This is a genomic window from Taklimakanibacter deserti (assembly GCA_003574785.1).
Genome location: QORU01000008.1, coordinates 73,269 through 90,188, shown reverse-complemented (window position 1 = coordinate 90,188; position 16,920 = coordinate 73,269). Strand labels below are relative to the sequence as shown.

At 63.6% G+C, this 16,920-nt stretch carries 11 protein-coding genes; 4 read left to right on the top strand and 7 right to left on the bottom strand.

Going from position 1 to position 16,920, the window contains the following annotated elements:
* Positions 1-51 precede the first annotated feature (51 nt).
* A complete protein-coding gene (locus DS839_RS17725; RefSeq protein WP_162918626.1) occupies positions 52-666 on the bottom strand; it encodes a ribbon-helix-helix domain-containing protein in 615 nt (204 codons plus the stop codon).
* Between the two features lie 239 nt (positions 667-905).
* On the opposite strand from DS839_RS17725, the gene DS839_RS17720 reads away from it, so the two are divergent.
* Positions 906-6,116 carry a beta strand repeat-containing protein gene (locus DS839_RS17720; protein WP_119271785.1) on the top strand — a complete coding sequence of 1,737 codons (5,211 nt, stop codon included), beginning with the start codon at positions 906-908 and terminating at the stop codon, positions 6,114-6,116.
* Positions 6,117-6,128: 12 nt separating this feature from the next.
* On the opposite strand, the gene DS839_RS17715 is transcribed toward DS839_RS17720, so the two are convergent.
* Positions 6,129-7,016, bottom strand: a complete 888-nt coding sequence (locus DS839_RS17715; RefSeq protein ID WP_119271784.1) for a transglutaminase-like cysteine peptidase — start codon at positions 7,014-7,016, stop codon at positions 6,129-6,131.
* 103 nt (positions 7,017-7,119) lie between these two features.
* Positions 7,120-8,454, bottom strand: a complete 1,335-nt coding sequence (locus DS839_RS17710) for an HlyD family type I secretion periplasmic adaptor subunit (RefSeq protein ID WP_119271783.1) — start codon at positions 8,452-8,454, stop codon at positions 7,120-7,122.
* A gap of 199 nt (positions 8,455-8,653) precedes the next feature.
* Here DS839_RS17710 and DS839_RS17705 point away from each other — a divergent pair, with 199 nt between their 5' ends.
* The 3 genes from DS839_RS17705 (at position 8,654) to DS839_RS17695 (ending at position 13,145) form a co-directional block, all read left to right on the top strand.
* On the top strand, positions 8,654-9,166 hold the full coding sequence (locus DS839_RS17705) for a hypothetical protein (RefSeq protein WP_119271782.1): 513 nt from the start codon (positions 8,654-8,656) through the stop codon (positions 9,164-9,166).
* Between the two features lie 261 nt (positions 9,167-9,427).
* On the top strand, positions 9,428-10,747 hold the full coding sequence (locus DS839_RS17700; RefSeq protein WP_162918625.1) for a TolC family protein: 1,320 nt from the start codon (positions 9,428-9,430) through the stop codon (positions 10,745-10,747).
* Between the two features lie 109 nt (positions 10,748-10,856).
* The gene (locus DS839_RS17695; protein WP_119271780.1) at positions 10,857-13,145 is read left to right on the top strand and encodes a type I secretion system permease/ATPase; all 2,289 of its coding nucleotides are present in this window, start codon (positions 10,857-10,859) and stop codon (positions 13,143-13,145) included.
* Between the two features lie 7 nt (positions 13,146-13,152).
* Here the strand turns inward: DS839_RS17695 and DS839_RS17690 are convergent, their stop codons facing one another.
* Genes DS839_RS17690 through DS839_RS17675 form a run of 4 tightly spaced genes read right to left on the bottom strand, consistent with a single transcriptional unit; the run spans position 13,153 to position 16,916 of the window.
* Positions 13,153-13,515, bottom strand: coding sequence for a nuclear transport factor 2 family protein (locus tag DS839_RS17690; protein WP_162918624.1), 363 nt, complete (start codon positions 13,513-13,515; stop codon positions 13,153-13,155).
* Between the two features lie 11 nt (positions 13,516-13,526).
* Positions 13,527-14,834 (bottom strand): aminotransferase class III-fold pyridoxal phosphate-dependent enzyme, encoded by a 1,308-nt coding sequence (locus DS839_RS17685; protein ID WP_119271778.1) that lies wholly within the window; start codon positions 14,832-14,834, stop codon positions 13,527-13,529.
* Positions 14,835-14,847: 13 nt separating this feature from the next.
* Entirely contained in the window at positions 14,848-16,053 is a 1,206-nt protein-coding gene (locus DS839_RS17680; protein ID WP_162918623.1) for a M20 family metallopeptidase, read from the bottom strand.
* Between the two features lie 2 nt (positions 16,054-16,055).
* Positions 16,056-16,916 carry an ABC transporter permease gene (locus tag DS839_RS17675; protein WP_119272066.1) on the bottom strand — a complete coding sequence of 287 codons (861 nt, stop codon included), beginning with the start codon at positions 16,914-16,916 and terminating at the stop codon, positions 16,056-16,058.
* Between the last annotated feature and the right edge of the window lie 4 nt (positions 16,917-16,920).

Here is a 16,920-nt window from a genome sequence, read left to right as displayed (position 1 = left end):
CGAATCGCAGGGAAATTCAGCAAAATCCGGCGGAAAGCGCCAAAGATCGGCTCACACCGTCTCGAGGAACAGGATGAGGAGCGATGTGAGCCCGGCGGAGCGGTCGGCGAGCGCGCAGCGCGCCTTGTGGTAGCTGGTGCGGCCGCCCGCCTGGAAGCCGACCTGGAGCACCGGGATGCGCCGCGCATCATCGATCAGGCGCTGCTGGAGCTTGCGCATGGGCTCGCTCAGCGTGATGGCAAGGGCGCGCGATTTGTCGCCGGCGCCGCCGGTGCGCGGGGTGAGGATCGCGGTCGAGAAGGCCGGGTTGAAGGCCGCGATCTTGCGCTCATGCGTGATGATCACGACCGGGGTCGGGCAGGCGGCGATGAGAGCCAGCATGTCGAAGCGGGCCGGATGCATCTGCAGGAGGCTGGCATTCTTGCGCCAGCGGTCGAGGCAATAGCAGCGTAAAAGCGCGGTGCGGTTCCTGGCCGGCTCCTTGTCCCAGATGCGGTAGATGAGCTCCGACAGGCTGACCTTGTCTTCCCGGGCGAAATCCTTGAGCTGCGACCAGAAAACCGCTTCGAGCTTGACGGCCGAGCGGGCGCCGTCGCGCTGAATGATCTTCAGCGACGTTTCCGTCATGCCGAGATAGGGTTTGTCCAGGGGCGCCGTCCGTCTCAAGGAAACTACATATTATTGCATATAGCTGCTGCGAGCGGCGCCGGCAAGATTTTGACGTAGCGTAGCTAACCTTACCCGTTTTTCATGCAACCATATACTATTCTATGTCGAATTGTTTATTCCGGGTGAATGCCTCAACCACGGATTGCGGTACGCAGAGTAATTTTTCCGAGATAATAGCGTAAAGAAAGTCTTAACGGCTCGCGCCAAGCTTGGACGGCATTTACGGGAGTTTACGGATGGTTGACCGCGGCGATTTCGATCGTTCGAGCTACGAGTCGGATTCGGGTTCTGAAACGACCTATGTGGCGGAAAATACCGGGGCGGAAACCGCAACGGAATCACAAGCTCCCGCTGCTAACGTAAACGGTAATTCCCAGCAGAATTCGGCGACGACACCCCCGGCCAAGGGCAATGTCGAGGTCCAGGGCACCGGCAAGCCCGCGTCCAATTTCACCGTCGAGAAGGTGGACAGCTACGACACGACCCGCATCACGATCCAGCTCGAGGCCGGCAAGGGCAAGAAGATCGTGCTGCCGACCGATACCCAGATCGAGGCCATCCTGGTCAGCGGCGACGACCTCATCCTGCGCGAGGTGGACGGCTCGCTCATCGTCATCAAGGACGGGCTGAAGCATATCCAGACGCTGGTCATCGGCGATATCGAGATCCCGGCGGAAGCGCTGATCGCGAGCTTGGAGGCGGGAGGCGTCACGGTCCCGGCGGCGGGCGATGACAGCGGCGAGACGGCCAACACCGAATCCTCGGGCGGCAATTTCGGCTTCGGGCCGGGCGCGATCGGCGATCCCTTCGCCATCCGCGACCTCCTCGGCTTCACCGAATTCGACCGCCAGTTCCCCGAGCAGCGGGAGTTCTTGCCGTTCCACCGCGAGGATGAGGCGGCGGAGGAGCCTCCCCCGATCGACAACCTGCCCACGGGTGGATCGGCTGCGGCCGCGGTCGACGATGACGGCCTTCCGGACGGCAACGCAGCGGCCGATGCCGCCACCGACCTCGATGCCGATATCGGCGACAGCGGTGCGGGCCTCGGAGACGAGCGCGTGTTCGTGGGCACGCTGGGCGGCAGCGTCGGCGGCGACGGCGCGGGCGCGAACGGCTTCTCCTTTGCGGGTCTCGACGGCACGACCGGGACGGTCGGCCAGGAGACGGTGCTCTACAGCGTCGCCGGCAACATCCTGACGGCGACGGTGGCCCCTGGTACCGCGCGTGCCGGCACGGTGCTGTTCACGGTCGAGATCACCGACCCGGCGACGGGCGCCTATACGGTGACGCTGCGCGACAACATCCTGCATGAGCAAGGTCCGAACGCCGAGAACGACGCGACGGTCGTTCTCCCCTACACGATCACCGACGCGAACGGGTCACAGGCGGATGGCACGCTGACGATCACTCTTGATGACGATGTGCCCAGTGTCGAGATCGCGGAATCCGACGGCGGCTCGGACGGCGCCGACAGCGTTGCGGAGAATGGGCCGGACCTGACGGGTGCGATCACCATCACCGAGGGCGCCGACCAGGATGCGACGTTGACGGTGACGCTGCAGAGCGGAACGCTGAGCGTGCCGCTGACTTTCACCCTCGACGGCACGCCGGCGACCACCGCGGCGACGGTGACCCTGGGCGGCGATACGCTCGGCGTCCTGACGATAGCGACCGACGCCAATGGCGATGCGACATGGACCTTCAACCCGGCGCTCGATGTCGCCGGTCAACCGAGCTTCACCTTCACGGCGACGGTGACCGATACCGACGGCGACGTCGCCACCGACAACCACACCATCACCATCACCGACGGCGCCAACCCGCAGAATGCGACGGCGCAGAATGTGAGCCTCGACGAAGCTCATCTGAGCGACGGTTCCGACCCGACGCCGTTGGCCCTGACGCAGGTCGCGACGCTGAACTTCACCGCCGGTTCGGACACGCTGACGAACTTTGCCTTCACCGGCTTCGCCGGGCTGACCACCGACAGCGATACCAACACGGCAGGAGTGGAGATCTCCTGGTCGATGAACCCGGCCGGCACCGTCATCACCGGAACGGTCGACGGTCAGACGGCGATCACCCTGACGCTCGGCGGGGCGAGCTCGATCGCGCCGAACGGCAACGGCAATGTGACGGTCACCGTCGTGCTGGCGGATGAGTTCCACAACCTGTTCGGCGACGACGTCGCCACCAGCCTCAATCTCGGCTCGGTCACGGTGCAGGGCTCGGACGGCGACGACACCGTCACCGGGGTGGTCAATGTGACCGTCATCGACGATGTGCCCAGTGTCGAGATCGCGGAATCCGACGGCGGCTCGGACGGCGCCGACAGCGTTGCGGAGAATGGGCCGGACCTGACGGGTGCGATCACCATCACCGAGGGCGCCGACCAGGATGCGACGTTGACGGTGACGCTGCAGAGCGGAACGCTGAGCGTGCCGCTGACTTTCACCCTCGACGGCACGCCGGCGACCACCGCGGCGACGGTGACCCTGGGCGGCGATACGCTCGGCGTCCTGACGATAGCGACCGACGCCAATGGCGATGCGACATGGACCTTCAACCCGGCGCTCGATGTCGCCGGTCAACCGAGCTTCACCTTCACGGCGACGGTGACCGATACCGACGGCGACGTCGCCACCGACAACCACACCATCACCATCACCGACGGCGCCAACCCGCAGAATGCGACGGCGCAGAATGTGAGCCTCGACGAAGCTCATCTGAGCGACGGTTCCGACCCGACGCCGTTGGCCCTGACGCAGGTCGCGACGCTGAACTTCACCGCCGGTTCGGACACGCTGACGAACTTTGCCTTCACCGGCTTCGCCGGGCTGACCACCGACAGCGATACCAACACGGCAGGAGTGGAGATCTCCTGGTCGATGAACCCGGCCGGCACCGTCATCACCGGAACGGTCGACGGTCAGACGGCGATCACCCTGACGCTCGGCGGGGCGAGCTCGATCGCGCCGAACGGCAACGGCAATGTGACGGTCACCGTCGTGCTGGCGGATGAGTTCCACAACCTGTTCGGCGACGACGTCGCCACCAGCCTCAATCTCGGCTCGGTCACGGTGCAGGGCTCGGACGGCGACGACACCGTCACCGGGGTGGTCAATGTGACCGTCATCGACGATGTGCCGCAGGCCGTCGTCAATTTGGGAACGGGCTCAGTCATTCATGACGAGACGGCCGGCGTCGATGGCGACGCGAATGACCAGAGCGGAGCGGTGCCGGCGATGATCGCGGGCCTCGGCATCCTGATCGGCTGGGCCCAGAGCGCCGCGGCGGTCGTTACGACGACAGGAACGCAGTACGGCGCTGATGGGGCAGGGACGACAGTTTTGTCCCTCGGCACCACAGCCAATGCCGATTCAAACCTCGACTCGCTCGATGGGCACGATATCCTCCTGCTCAAGCAGGGCGATATCATTCTCGGCCTCGTCGACACCAATGACGACGATACGGTGACCTTGGGTGACCCGGTAGCCTTCGCCATCGCCATCGACGCGAACGGTAAGTTGAGCGTCGCGCAATATCTGGCGATCAAGCATCCAATCACCAGCAACCCGGATGATGCATTGTCCATAGCGGCCAGCGCCATTCAGGCGACCGTGACCGTGACCGACGGCGACGGAGATGTTTCCGCACAATCCGTCGATATCGGCAATTTCATCACTTTCCAGGATTCAGGTCCCTCGATCATCGCGCCGGAGAACGCCGCCCTGATCAACGCCGCCAGCTCGACCGGCGTGTTCGATCTCGACGTCGATGTCAATATCGATAACAATGTCGGCACCGACCAGCCTGGGACGATCGCCTTCGCCAATATCACAAACGGCCAGCAGGCTACCGGCACCATCAACGGCAACACGGTCAACCTGACTTCCGGCGGCCAGAATATCCAACTGTTCCTCAACAATCACGACGGCGATGCGGCGACACCCGGTCGACTGGAAGGATGGATCGGTGGCTTCGGTACCGGAACCAAGGTGTTCCAGGTGACGCTGCAACCGGACAACAGCCTCGCCTCGAGCACCGACACCTATCAGGTCGACGTGTTCGCGCAGATCGGCGCCACACAGACGACGACCGTGTCGAACTTTTCCGCACTTGGACAAAATACGCAACAGTTCAAGGCGCTCGACGTGGCGAACACAACGCAGGATCTACTGTTCTCCGGTTACCAACGGGCAGCCGATGGCAGCAGCAACGCGACGACCGGCTCATCAGTATCGGCGAGCACCGCCGGTATCGGCGTTGCAAACAATCAAATGGACGACGGAGACGCTCTCAGAATTGACTTCGTCAACACTGCGACTGTGGACTCAGGCAACAACAATTTCTACGATTATACAACACATTACAATGTCAATGACTTCCAGTTCGCCATCGTGAAGGTCACCGGCAGTCCGCCACCCGACTCTCAAGAGGTGTGGGTGCGCATTTACAGCGCTGACGACGACAATCCCGCAGGTACCAACACGGGCACACATGCGGCGCAGCTTGCCGACGACGGACAGCTCGCCACCATAACCGACATCAAGGTGAATGGTGTCAGCGTCAATCTCGCTTCACTCACCACCGACAACAATGGCGGATATCTGATTACTGGTCTCGATCTCAACGACACCGTTCAGGTGACCGCTTCAGGGACCGGCTACAACCGCATAGAGATGGAGAATGCGCGATCAATCACCGGCGATCCCGATCCATCGCTTGATGGAGATTCCTTCGACATCGGCGCCTTCGCTTTCGTATCGACCGTCACCAATGTCCCTTCGGTCGAAATGAGGTACGACCTCGCCCTGACCGATGCGGATGGCGACACAATACTCAGCCCGCTCTTCATCGATCTGTTGTCGTCGGGCGCGACCACGGTCGACAATTCCGCCTCGGGTTCTGGCGTAAACCAGACGGCGGGGCCGACCGTCCAGAACATCATCGGTTCGAACCATGTCGATCAACTTACAGGCAATGCCTCTGCCAATGTCCTTGCCGGCCTGGACGGAAACGACACACTCAACGGCGACGCCGGCAATGACCTGCTGATCGGCGGGCTGGGTGACGACATTCTCAACGGCGGCAACAATGACGACATCCTGCGCGGCGGCGCCGGCGCCAATACCCTCGATGGCGGCTCGGGAAGCGATAAGTTCTACTTCGACGCGAGCGCTTTCGATGCTGCGGACACGATCAACAACTATGTGATCGGCACGGACACGATCGACCTGACCGACCTGTTCACGGTCGATACGGCCGGTGGGCAGTCTCTGTCGAACTACGCTCAGATGACCGGCAACAACCTCGAGATCGATGTCGATGGCAACTCCAACGGACAGACCTGGACGACCGTCGCAGTTGTAACCGGCAACACATCGGCGACTGTGCTCTACGACAACAACTCTGATACAAGCGATCACACCGGAACGGCGAGCTGACCGCTCGCTACATCACGGCAATTCCCGCGCCCCGTCCTTCACCGGCGGGGCGCTTTTCTTGACCGGCGCAGGAAGACCGCCCGCTTGCGGCGCGTCCGCTGCGCCGGCTGCATCGGATACGCCGACCATGGCCGCCACCCGCTTCGCCTTCCTCCGCGGCTTCTCCGCGAGTTTCGCCCTGGCTGCGGCGGCCGCATCGTTGCCGCGCTCCTCCACCGCAATCGCATATTCGGCGCGGATCTTGCGGGTCGCGATGTTGATCCAGCGGCCCTCGCGGTTGATCGAAAAGACCGGCGCGTAATAGGCGACAGTGTCGTGCAGGAAAGGCCGCGCCTTCTGGTTGTCGAGTATGTAAAGGTTTTGGCCGAGCCGCACCGACAGCACCGCGTGGCCCAGCTTGCGGTGCAGGTCCTTGAGCACGACGATCCGCAAATCGCGCTCGGCGAAGCCCAAAGCCCGCAGGCTCTCATATTTGGCGATGGCATAGTCCTCGCAGTCGCCGCGCCCGCCCAGCGCCCGCGACGGGCTCGCCCAGACATCGGCACGGCCATAGATCATACTGTCATCGGCATAGCGGATATGGCCGTTCACATAGGCATTGACGGCGATGAGCCTGGCGAGCGGAGCAAGGGCCGACCATTGTTTTATGGCGCCGCGCCAGGCCTCGAGGTTCGAGGGGCAGCCCTTCCCGCCCAAATCGCAAGCTTCGTAGAGCGCCCGCTCGGCATCGACCTTGGCGGTGACCCGCTTCCATTCACCCAAGCCCTTCGCCGCATTGGTCGCGAATTCGAGCGACCCGAAGACGCCGAAGGGCAGCGTGTCCCTGGCCGGACGCGGCTGAACCTTGCGCTCGACAGCCGCCGGTGTCGCCGCATGGCCCAGGCTCAGAGTTGCGAGCATGAAACAGAGGCCGAAGCCGAAAGCGGCGACGAACTCCAGGAAACAGGGTAAACGGGAGAGCCGTGAGGGTGGTTGAGGAAGTGCGACCGCGCTTCGGAGAATTTTATCTTTCGGTGAGTGCTTCGGACCTGGCTTTGTTGATGGGCTTGAGCAGGTAGTCCAATACACTCTTTTTCCCCGTCAGAATGTCGACTGATGCGACCATTCCGGGGATAATAGGAAGGTCTCCTTCCTTTCCTTTTAATTGGCTCTGTAAAGTTTTAACGGTAACTATGTAATAGCTCTCGCGCGCCTGCTCATCGTAAATGCTGTCGGGCGATATGAGCTCGACCTCGCCCTCGAGCCCGCCATAGACGGAAAAGTCGTAGGCCGTGATCTTGACCACCGCCGGCTGGCGCGGATGCACGAAAGCGATGTCGCTCGGGCGGATCTTCGCCTCGACGAAGAGCGAATCCTCCAACGGCACGATCTCCATCAGCGTCTGCCCGGCCTGGACGACACCCCCCACCGTGTTGGTGTTGAGCTTGTTGACGATGCCCTCGACCGGCGATCTGATGTCGGCCCTGACCACGCGGTCCTTGGCGGCGCGCAAGGTCTCTTCGATGACGGTGAGCTCGGCCATGCCTTGCGAAAGCTCGGCTCTCGCATCCTGGCGGAATTTCTGCTCCTGCTCGTCGAACATGGCCTTGGCCTCGCGGATCGCGGCCTCGGTGCGCGACTTGGTCTCCTGCGCGGTCGCGATCTGTCCCGAGGTGTCGGCGATATCGCGGCGGATCTTGAGCACGTCGGTCTTGGCGACGATGCCGCGATCGGCAAGCGGCTTCTTGATCTTCATATCCTCCTCGGCGAGCTTCAGATTGTCGTTGAAGCGCTTGAGCGAGGCATTGACCTCGGACAATTCCAGCGTGCGCTGCTCGATCCTTTCCTGCAGGACGCGCAACTGCGTGTCGAGGCTCAAGCGGCGAGCGCGGAAGAGCTCGAGCTCATTGGCGATGATGTCGGGTGCCGCCTTGTGCAATTCGTCGGTGAACGGCGGCTCGACATCGAGGGCGCCTTCCGCCTCGTGGCGCAGCCGTGCCACCTGGCTCTGCAAAGCGAGCTGCTTCGCCCGCGATTCGCCGAGATTTGACGAGAAGCCGGTGTCGTCGATGCGCACCAGCACGGCGCCCTTGGCGACCCGGTCGCCGGCCCGGACCAGGATCTCCTTGACGATGCCGCCCTCGAGACTCTGGATGAGCTGCGTCTTGCTCGAGGGGATGACCTGGCCGAGACCCCGCGTCACCTCGTCGAGCTTGGCCCAGGATGCCCAGACCAGGGCGACCAGGAACATACCGGCAAAGACCAGAAGACTGACAACTGTCCCGCGCGGCGCGCCGCGCCTTGCGGCTGCGTCATATTCGGACAGGAAATCGAGATCGCCACGCCTGAGAGCATACATATGAAACGCCGTCGAAAAATTGGATCACTTTTTAATGAATTTACTCTGGTATTGTGCAGGAATTGTGCCGCTCCGTAAACTGGACTATACGTTGAGTAAGTACGGACAGTTTCGCTTAAGCCAGATGCCTAAAAATCCAGCGATGCGAAGGGGCGGCAGCCACGCATTATTCCAAGGAGGTCATCTCCTCAGCTACGGCTTGATCGCCTTGGTGCTCACCGCCTGCGCCATGCCCTCGCTCGAGACCGGCTCCAATCTGCTGACGGTACCGCCGCACAGCACCGAGCGCGCCGGCCAGACGGCGACGCCCGAATCCGCCATGGCGCTGCAGTCTTCCAGCGACCCAGCGGAAAGCAGCAATCCCGTTCTTCTCGGCGCCGTCTCACAAGATTCCCCTCAGATCGAGGGCAGCACAGTTCCGAGCGAGAAGATCCTCCAACCCATGCCGGCCGACGGCATCATGCGCGGCGAGTTCTGGGGAAGCAGCGTCGCCTTCGCCGATCGCGATGGCCTGGTCTGCGCCGGGCGGCTTGTCGGGCGTGCGGCGGAACTCGCCTCCGGCCTTTCCGTTCCCGTCAACTGCAGCGACGGCAGCGCTGGACGCGTCAAGGTCGTGTCATGGGCCTCACCTGATGAGGCCGAAGGCGTGTTCTTCTTCGGCGCTTCGGGCACATCACCCGTTCGTCTTATCAGATCCGCCAGCCTGCAATAATGAGATTAAGGAACAAAAGCACATTTCAGCCTTGTATTCAAGCAAGAGCGATGCTGTGGCCGGATTAACACTGTTTTTAATTAATTTTGGGTGAGATCAACTGGCTCTTGTCCGCAATCTCTACTGTGTTTAGAAATTATTAACCTACCGTAAATCTACGGCGGAGGGACGGGGACGGCGACTATGTTTCGATCGATGATGCTCGCGACTGCCAGCCTGGCGGCTTTTGTTGCCGGCGCGCAGTGCCTTTCTGCGATGTCCATGAAGGATGCCGTCGTCACGGCAGTTCATTCCAATCCTGAAATCGGGGAAGCTGTCGCCAACCGCGAAGGCATCGAATTCGAGCTCGAGCAGGGCCGCGGCCTCTACCGCCCGCGCATCGATCTCCAGGCCAGCGCCGGCGGCGAGATCGCCGACAACAGCAACACGCGCGAAAGTGGCGATACGGACCACCTCTTCTTCCGGCGCGAAGCCAGCGTCGTCGTGCGCCAGCTCCTGTTCGACGGCTTCGGCGTCGATGGCGAAGTCGAGTTCCAGGCCGCCCGCGTCGACAGCGCCTCGTTCAGGGTCAGGGAGCGCTCGGAATTCATCGCCCTCGCCGTCATCCGCGAATATCTCGAGATCCTGCGCGTCCACCGCATCCTCGGCTATGCGCGCGACAACCTCAAATATCACCAGTATGTCGCCGGCAACATCGCGAAGGGCACCTCGGGCGGCTCGCTCAGCGTCGCCGACCACCAGCAGGCGCAAGAGCGCGTGCTGGCCGCCAGGGCCCGCATCGTCGAGCTCGAGGAAGAGCTGAAGGCATCGGAAGCGACCTTCATCAAGCTCGTCGGCAGGCCGATCGGCAAGGCCGGCAATGTGATCAAGATCAGCGGCCGGCAGCACTCTTCGCTCACCGCCGCGCTCAGCACCGCGCGCAGCAATCACCCCTCCATCCGCTTCGCCAAGGCCGACATCGATGCGGCGCAAGCCCAGGTCAAGGTCGCCGAATCGAAGTTCTATCCGAAGCTGAGCCTCGAGGGCCGGGGGTCAGTGGGCGAGGATATCGGCGGCGAGCGCGGCGCCGACAACGACCTGCAAGGCAATGTTGTCATGGAGTGGAACATCTACAATGGCGGCATCGACACCGCCAACAAGCAGGAGCAGATCCGCCACGTCGATGAGGCCTTTCAGAAGCTCAGCCGCATCACGCGCGAAGTCGAGGAAGGGGTCAGGCTGTCCTGGGACCGCCGCCAGCAGCAGGCCAAGCGGCTCAAGGTGCTGCTGCAGGAACTCTCGGCGACCGATCAGCTCAGGTCATCCTATACCGAGCAGTTCAAGATCGGCGAGCGCTCGCTCCTCGACCTGCTCGACACGCAGAATACCCGCTTCAACCTGCAGACGGCGATCGCGACATCGGATGCCGCGGTGAAATTCGCCGAATACCGGCTCTTGGCTTCGACCGGCTCGCTCTTGCGTACGATCGGCGTGGCGCCGGTCGCGCAAGCGCGGCCCTATGCCCGCAGGGATGCCAACAGCCCCGAAACATTGCCGCCCGACGCCTATGAGCGGACCGAGCCGCGCCCGCCCAAGGAGTGAGAGCGGCGCGACCAGGCCATGCCGGGAGGCGAAAACGGCGAGGCTGGTTTGATGAGTGGATTTTGGCGCGATTCTTGAATGTTCGGCCGGAACAGGACGGTAGCCGGCAATGAAGCATGAATTTCCCCCCGATCAGTCGCTGACGGCGATCAACAGCGGCATTGGTACGGCGCATTCGCCCTTGACCATGGCATCGCTCGACCGGCTGGCATTCGACAACGACCCCCTGACCAAGGCGGTGCAAGCCCTCGTGTCGCTGCGCGGCCGCGCCGTGTCGGCCGACGTGCTCACCGCCGGCCTGCCTTTGGTCAATGGCCGGCTCACGCCGGAGCTGGCGCTCAGGGCGCTCGGCCGCATCGGCTTCTCGTCCAAGCTGATGCGGCGCAAGCTCGACGACCTGCCGCCGCTGCTCTTGCCCGTCATCCTGCTGATGGAGGATGACGACACCTGCATCCTCATCCGCCAGGACGAGCGGGCATGCCACATCTACGATCCCTTGACCGGCACCACCGCCCAGATCCCGCCCGACGAACTGGCCGAGAGCTATACCGGCTACGCCATCCTCGCCCGTGAATTCACCACGGTCGATGAAAACCTCGACACGCTGGCAAGCGAGGCCAATGAGCACTGGTTCTGGGGCGCGATCCGGAAACTGTGGAAGACCTATGTGCTGGTCGCTTTCGCCGCGGCTCTCATCAGCATCATCGCGCTCGCCTCGCCGCTCTTCGTGATGAATGTCTATGACCGGGTGCTGCCGAACAAGGCGATTCCCACCATGTGGGTGCTGGTGATCGGCATGGGGCTCGCCCTCCTCTTCGACCTGATCCTCAGGACATTGCGGGCCTGGCTCATCGATTCGACCGGCAGGCGGGCCGATGTGCTTCTCGCCAGCCGTATCTTCTCGCATGTCCTCTCCATCCAGATGAGCAGCAAGCCGCCGACCACCGGCAGCTTCGCCAGCCATCTGAGAGACTTCGAATCGGTGCGCGAATTCTTCACCTCGAACACGATCGCCACCTTGACCGACATGCTGTTCTTCGTCGTGTTCCTCCTGGTGATCCACCAGATCGGCGGTCCGATCGCCTATGTGCCGGCGGCGGCGGCCGTCATCATCATCGGCCTCGGCCTCGCCTTCCAGATCCCGCTGCGCCGGGCGGCGGAACGCAACGCGAATGAGGCGGCGCAGCGCCATTCCCTGCTGGTCGAAACCATCTCCGCCCTCGAGACGATCAAGGTCGTGCGCGCCGAAAGCCATCTGCAGGGCCTGTGGGAGAAACTCGTCGGCTCGACATCGCGGACAGTCGAGCGCGTGCGCCAGCTCACCTCGACGCTGACCCACATGACCTCGGCCATCCAGCAGATCGTCAGCATCGCGGTGATCATCGTCGGCGTCTATCTCTTCCAGGAAGGAGAGATATCGATGGGCGCCATCGTCGCTTCGGTGATGCTGGCCAGCCGTTGCGTGGCCCCGCTCGGCCAGTTCGCCATCGTGCTGGCGCGCTCGCAGCAGTCCTTCTCCTCGCTGAAGGCGCTCGACAAGATCATGCAGATGCCGAGCGAGCGGCCGGCGGGCAAGAACTTCCTCGCCCAGCCGATCACCAACTGCGTCATCCAGTTCCAGAACGTCGTCTTCGCCTATCCCAACTCGAACATACCGGCGATCAATGATTTCTCGCTGACCATCCGGCCCGGCGAGAAGGTCGGCATCATCGGCAAGATCGGCTCGGGCAAGACGACGATCGGCCGCCTCCTGGTCAAGCTCTATGAGCCGCAGAAAGGCAGCATCCTTATCGACGGAATCGACATGGGCCAGTATCACCCGCACCAGATCCGCCGCACCATCGGCCTTCTCGGCCAGGACGCCGAGCTCTTCCATGGCACTATCCGCAGCAACATCACCATGGGCAAGCCCGGCGCCGCGGACAGCGAGCTCGTCGCCGCGGCCCGGCTCGCCGGTATCGAGGAATTCGTCCGCCGTTACCCGGCAGGCTACGATACGATGGTCGGCGAGCGCGGCTCCGCTTTGTCGGGCGGCCAGCGCCAGGCCGTGGCCCTGGCGCGCGTCCTGATCGGCGATCCGCAAGTGATCTTCCTCGACGAGCCCTCGAGCGCCATGGATCTCGCCAGCGAACGGCAGCTGATCGAGCAGTTGCGCAAGGCGCTGCGTCCCGAGCAGACGGTGATCGTCTCGACGCACCGCTATTCGATGCTCGATCTCATCGACCGGCTGGTCGTCATCGCCAATGGCAAGGTCGCCGCCGACGGCCCCAAGGAGGACGTGCTGGAAGCGCTCCGCCAGCAGACGGGACAGGGCCGCGCCGCCATCACCCAGGTGCGCGGCAACAGCGCGCCGCCGCGCGTCGCCCTGGACAGAAGGAACCAGGACCAGCGCGGCTGAGAGCCCCTTACACGATGTCGAAATGCCAGACCTTGGCAATGATCCGCCAGGCGCCGTCGATATGGATGAGCGTCAGATCGTCGGTGAAGCGCTTGGGCAGATAGGCGTTCTTGAGCCTGGCATGGGCCGTGGTCGCACTCGCCTGGACGATGGAGACGATCTCGTCCCGGCGCTCATCCTTTCGCGCGGCCGGCGATGGCCGGCCCTTCACGATCTCCATATATTGCTCGAGGTCGAGCGCCACCAGAGCCCCGCCCGTCGCCGAGAACAATCGCGCCTCGGGGTGGAACACCTTCCGGAACAGCGCCACGTCGCCATGAAAGAGAGCGTCCAGATAGGACTGGACCACTGTGGTGAGATCGGTCTTCATCCTTGCCTCCGTCATCCCGCGGCCCGCGCATGCTCTTCATCGGCCAAGTCGAGGCCGTGATCGAGTGCCCGCAGCAATTCCTCGATCTCCCGGTCGGACGTCACCATGGGCGGACAAAGGAAGAGCGAGGTCTCTTCGCCGCTGGTGCCGATCATGACGCCCGCCTCCAAAGCGCGCGCCGCCACGCGCGATGCGATCGGCGGCTCGATGGTGTCGGCATACCAGTCGCGCCAGTCGGGGCCATGGAGCTCGATCGTCCAATGCAGCCCGAAGCCGTCGACCCGCGCCACGCTTGGATGCCTCTGGGCAATGGCGATGAGACCCTTCTCCAGCTTCTCTGCCATGACGCGCGAGCGGGCGAGGAGATCGTCGCGCTTGACGACGCGCAAATAGGCGCGGATGCAGGCCACCGCCACCGGATGGGCGCGGAAGGTGCTGTAGGTCTGCCAGCTCTTGTCCTTCAATTCATCGACCAGGTCCTGGGACAGGACAACCGCGCCCGCGGGCGATGCACCGCCCGCCAGGCATTTGCCGAGGGTCACCATGTCGGGCCGCTCCTTGCCGCCCTGAAAGGCGAACCAGCGGCCGCTGCGGCCGAGCCCCGTCACCACTTCATCGGCGATCCACAGAGAGCCCGCCTGGCGCGCCGCCTTGGCGACGAAGTCCTGATAGGCCGCGTCGTAGTAGATGCCGCCTTGCGTGTAGTCGATGAGCGTCGCCGCGGTGTCGGAGAGCGTCGCCTCGACGCGCTTCAGCCTTTCGGCCAGGGGCCGCTTGTCATCGATCACGCCATATTTGGCATTGAGCGGCGCCGGGATGACTCGCACCGGCACCGGATTGGGCACCGGGCGCGTGCCGCCGCCCTGGATGGCGAGGCCGCCATGCCAATGCGGCTGCACTGTCATCTGGCGCGCGAGACCCGCCATGCCGTGATAGGCGCGTTCGCGCGTGGCGAGCGCCGTCCGGCCGGTCATCGCCTGCGATAAGGTCAGAGCGAGGTCATTGGCCTCGCTGCCGGATAAGAAGAAGCGCACCGCGCCCACCCACTTGCCTTCGCCCGCGAAGGCAATGTCGATCAGATCGTCCGCCGCCTGCTCGCGCTCGGCCCAGAACCAGCCCTCATTGATGACCGGCGTCTCGGCCGCCTTGTGCAGGGCTTCGACCATGTCTGGATGGCGATGTCCCAACGGCCCGCCCGTGGTGCTGCCGTCGATCACCTTGCGCCCGTCATCGAGGATGAAGCGCACGCCCTCGCCGCCCACCACCTTGACCAAGGGCTCCTTGCCGGCATTGAGGCCCGTCTGAAGAAGTCTGCTCATTCCTTGTATCCTTTCACTCTTTCACGACGCCGCAGATGCGCATGATGAGGCGCATCCAGATGCTGCAGGTCTCGGTCAGATCGTCTATCCCGATGTGCTCGTCGGGCGTATGCGCCCATTTCTCATTGCCGGGGCCGAGGCCGACGGTCGGGATGCCGGCCTGGCACATGAAAGTGCCGTTGACGCCGAAGCGCCACGCGCCCGGCGCGTCTTCCGCGCCGATGGCTTCCTTGCGCGCCGCCAATGCCGCTTCGACCACGGGATTGCCGGGGGGCACATGCATCAACGGATAATGGGTGATGAGGCGGAAGTCGCAGGTGAAATCGGGCACGCTTTCCGCGACGCCCGCGATCAGGGCCCGCAGCTCGGCTTCGCAAGATTCCGCCGTCTCGCCCCTGACATAGCGGCGATCGACCCGCACGACGCAGCGGTCGGGCACGACGGCCGTGCCATTATCGGGACTGCTGCGCACCGAAATGACGGTGACCGTGGCCGGCCCGAGCAAGGGATCATCGCCAAGCCCCTCGGCATAGCGGCGCAAGGCATCGAGCAACGGCACCGCCTGATAGGCGGCATTGAGGCCGTTGGCCGGCTCCGAGGCATGCGAGGTGCGGCCATGCACTTCGAGCTCGCAATCGATCTTGCCGCGATGGCCGATATGGACGTGGCCGCGGGTCGATTCGGTGTTGAGACCGTAATCGGCGCGGATGCCGCGCTCGATGACCGAAACGACGCCGGTCGGTGAATCGACCTCCTCCGCCACATCGGCGACGAAGACGATATCGCCATTGAGCCGCAAGCCGGCGCGCTTGATGGCTGAGACCGCATAGGCGCTCGCCATGACATTGCATTTCATGTCGCAGGTGCCGCGGCCACGGATGGCGGGGCCCGTCTCGCCCCAGCGCGCCGCATCGACGATCTCGCCCGAATAGGGATCGACCATCTCGCCCGGCGGGACATGGTCGATATGGCCGTTGATCATCAGCGAGGGCCCATTGCCCGCCCCGCGCAAGCGTCCGATGACATTGCCGTTCCGGTCGATTTCGACCTCGTCGAAGCCGAGCTTGCGCAAATGCTCGGCACAGAGGTGCGCGACGGCCGCCTCCTCATAGGACAGGCTCGGCACACGGATGACCGCCTGGCAGGCGGCGATCATGCCCTCGACATCGAGCGCTCTGTCGACGCGCGCTCCGTAATCGCCATCGGTGGAGATATCCATCTTCATTCCTTCGGATTCGAAATGCGCGCCGCTTCGTTGCGCCGCCGGATCATCTCGGCGAAGAGCAGCAGGAGTAAGGACGCGAAGATGAGCAGGCTCGCCGCCGCCAGGATGGTCGGGCTCAATTGCTCGCGGATGCCGCTCCACATCTGGCGCGGCACGGTGCGCTGGTCGACGCTCGCCAGGAACATGACGACCACCACCTCATCGAGCGAGGTGATGAAGGCGAAAAGCCCGCCCGATATGACGCCGGGCGCGATGGCCGGCAGCGTCACCCGCCTGAAGGTCCGGACGGGCCCCGCCCCCAGGCTCGCCGCGGCGCGCACCAGGTTCCAGTCGAAGCCCGAGAGCGTGGCGAGCACGGTCGTCACGACGAAGGGCGCGCCCAGCATCGCATGCGCCAGAATGAGGCCGGTCAAGGTCTGGGCGAGGCCAATGGCGGTGAAGAAGAAATAGAGGGCCGCGGCGACGATGACGATCGGGATGATCATCGGCGACAAGAGGACGATCATCACGGAAGCCCTGAGGGCCGGCCTGAGCTTGGCCAGTCCCAAAGCCGCGAGCGTGCCGAGCGTCGTCGCGATGACGGTAGCGCCCAAAGCCACGAGAAGGCTGTTGCGGAAGGCCGTCGCCCATTGCGGATTGGTGAAGAGCTCGCGGTACCAGCGCCAGGAGAAAGCCTCGGGCGAAAGCGACAGCATCTCGCGCGTGAAGGTGAAATAGGCCTCCGCATTGAAAGAGAGCGGCACCACGATGACGAGCGGCAGGACGAGGAAGGCGAAGATCGCGAGGCAGAGGCCGGAAAAGATCACATGCCAGAGTTTTTCGAGCGGGCCCGCGGTAGGCGAGAGCGTCAGGAACATGGTC

Coding starts and splice junctions, on each gene's coding strand:
- DS839_RS17720 (WP_119271785.1), top strand. CDS start 906: ATGGTTGACCGCGGCGATTTCGATCGTTCGAGCTACGAGTCGGATTCG.
- DS839_RS17715 (WP_119271784.1), bottom strand. CDS start 7,016: ATGCTCGCAACTCTGAGCCTGGGCCATGCGGCGACACCGGCGGCTGTC.
- DS839_RS17710 (WP_119271783.1), bottom strand. CDS start 8,454: ATGTATGCTCTCAGGCGTGGCGATCTCGATTTCCTGTCCGAATATGAC.
- DS839_RS17700 (WP_162918625.1), top strand. CDS start 9,428: ATGAAGGATGCCGTCGTCACGGCAGTTCATTCCAATCCTGAAATCGGG.
- DS839_RS17695 (WP_119271780.1), top strand. CDS start 10,857: ATGAAGCATGAATTTCCCCCCGATCAGTCGCTGACGGCGATCAACAGC.
- DS839_RS17690 (WP_162918624.1), bottom strand. CDS start 13,515: ATGAAGACCGATCTCACCACAGTGGTCCAGTCCTATCTGGACGCTCTC.
- DS839_RS17685 (WP_119271778.1), bottom strand. CDS start 14,834: ATGAGCAGACTTCTTCAGACGGGCCTCAATGCCGGCAAGGAGCCCTTG.
- DS839_RS17680 (WP_162918623.1), bottom strand. CDS start 16,053: ATGGATATCTCCACCGATGGCGATTACGGAGCGCGCGTCGACAGAGCG.
- DS839_RS17675 (WP_119272066.1), bottom strand. CDS start 16,916: ATGTTCCTGACGCTCTCGCCTACCGCGGGCCCGCTCGAAAAACTCTGG.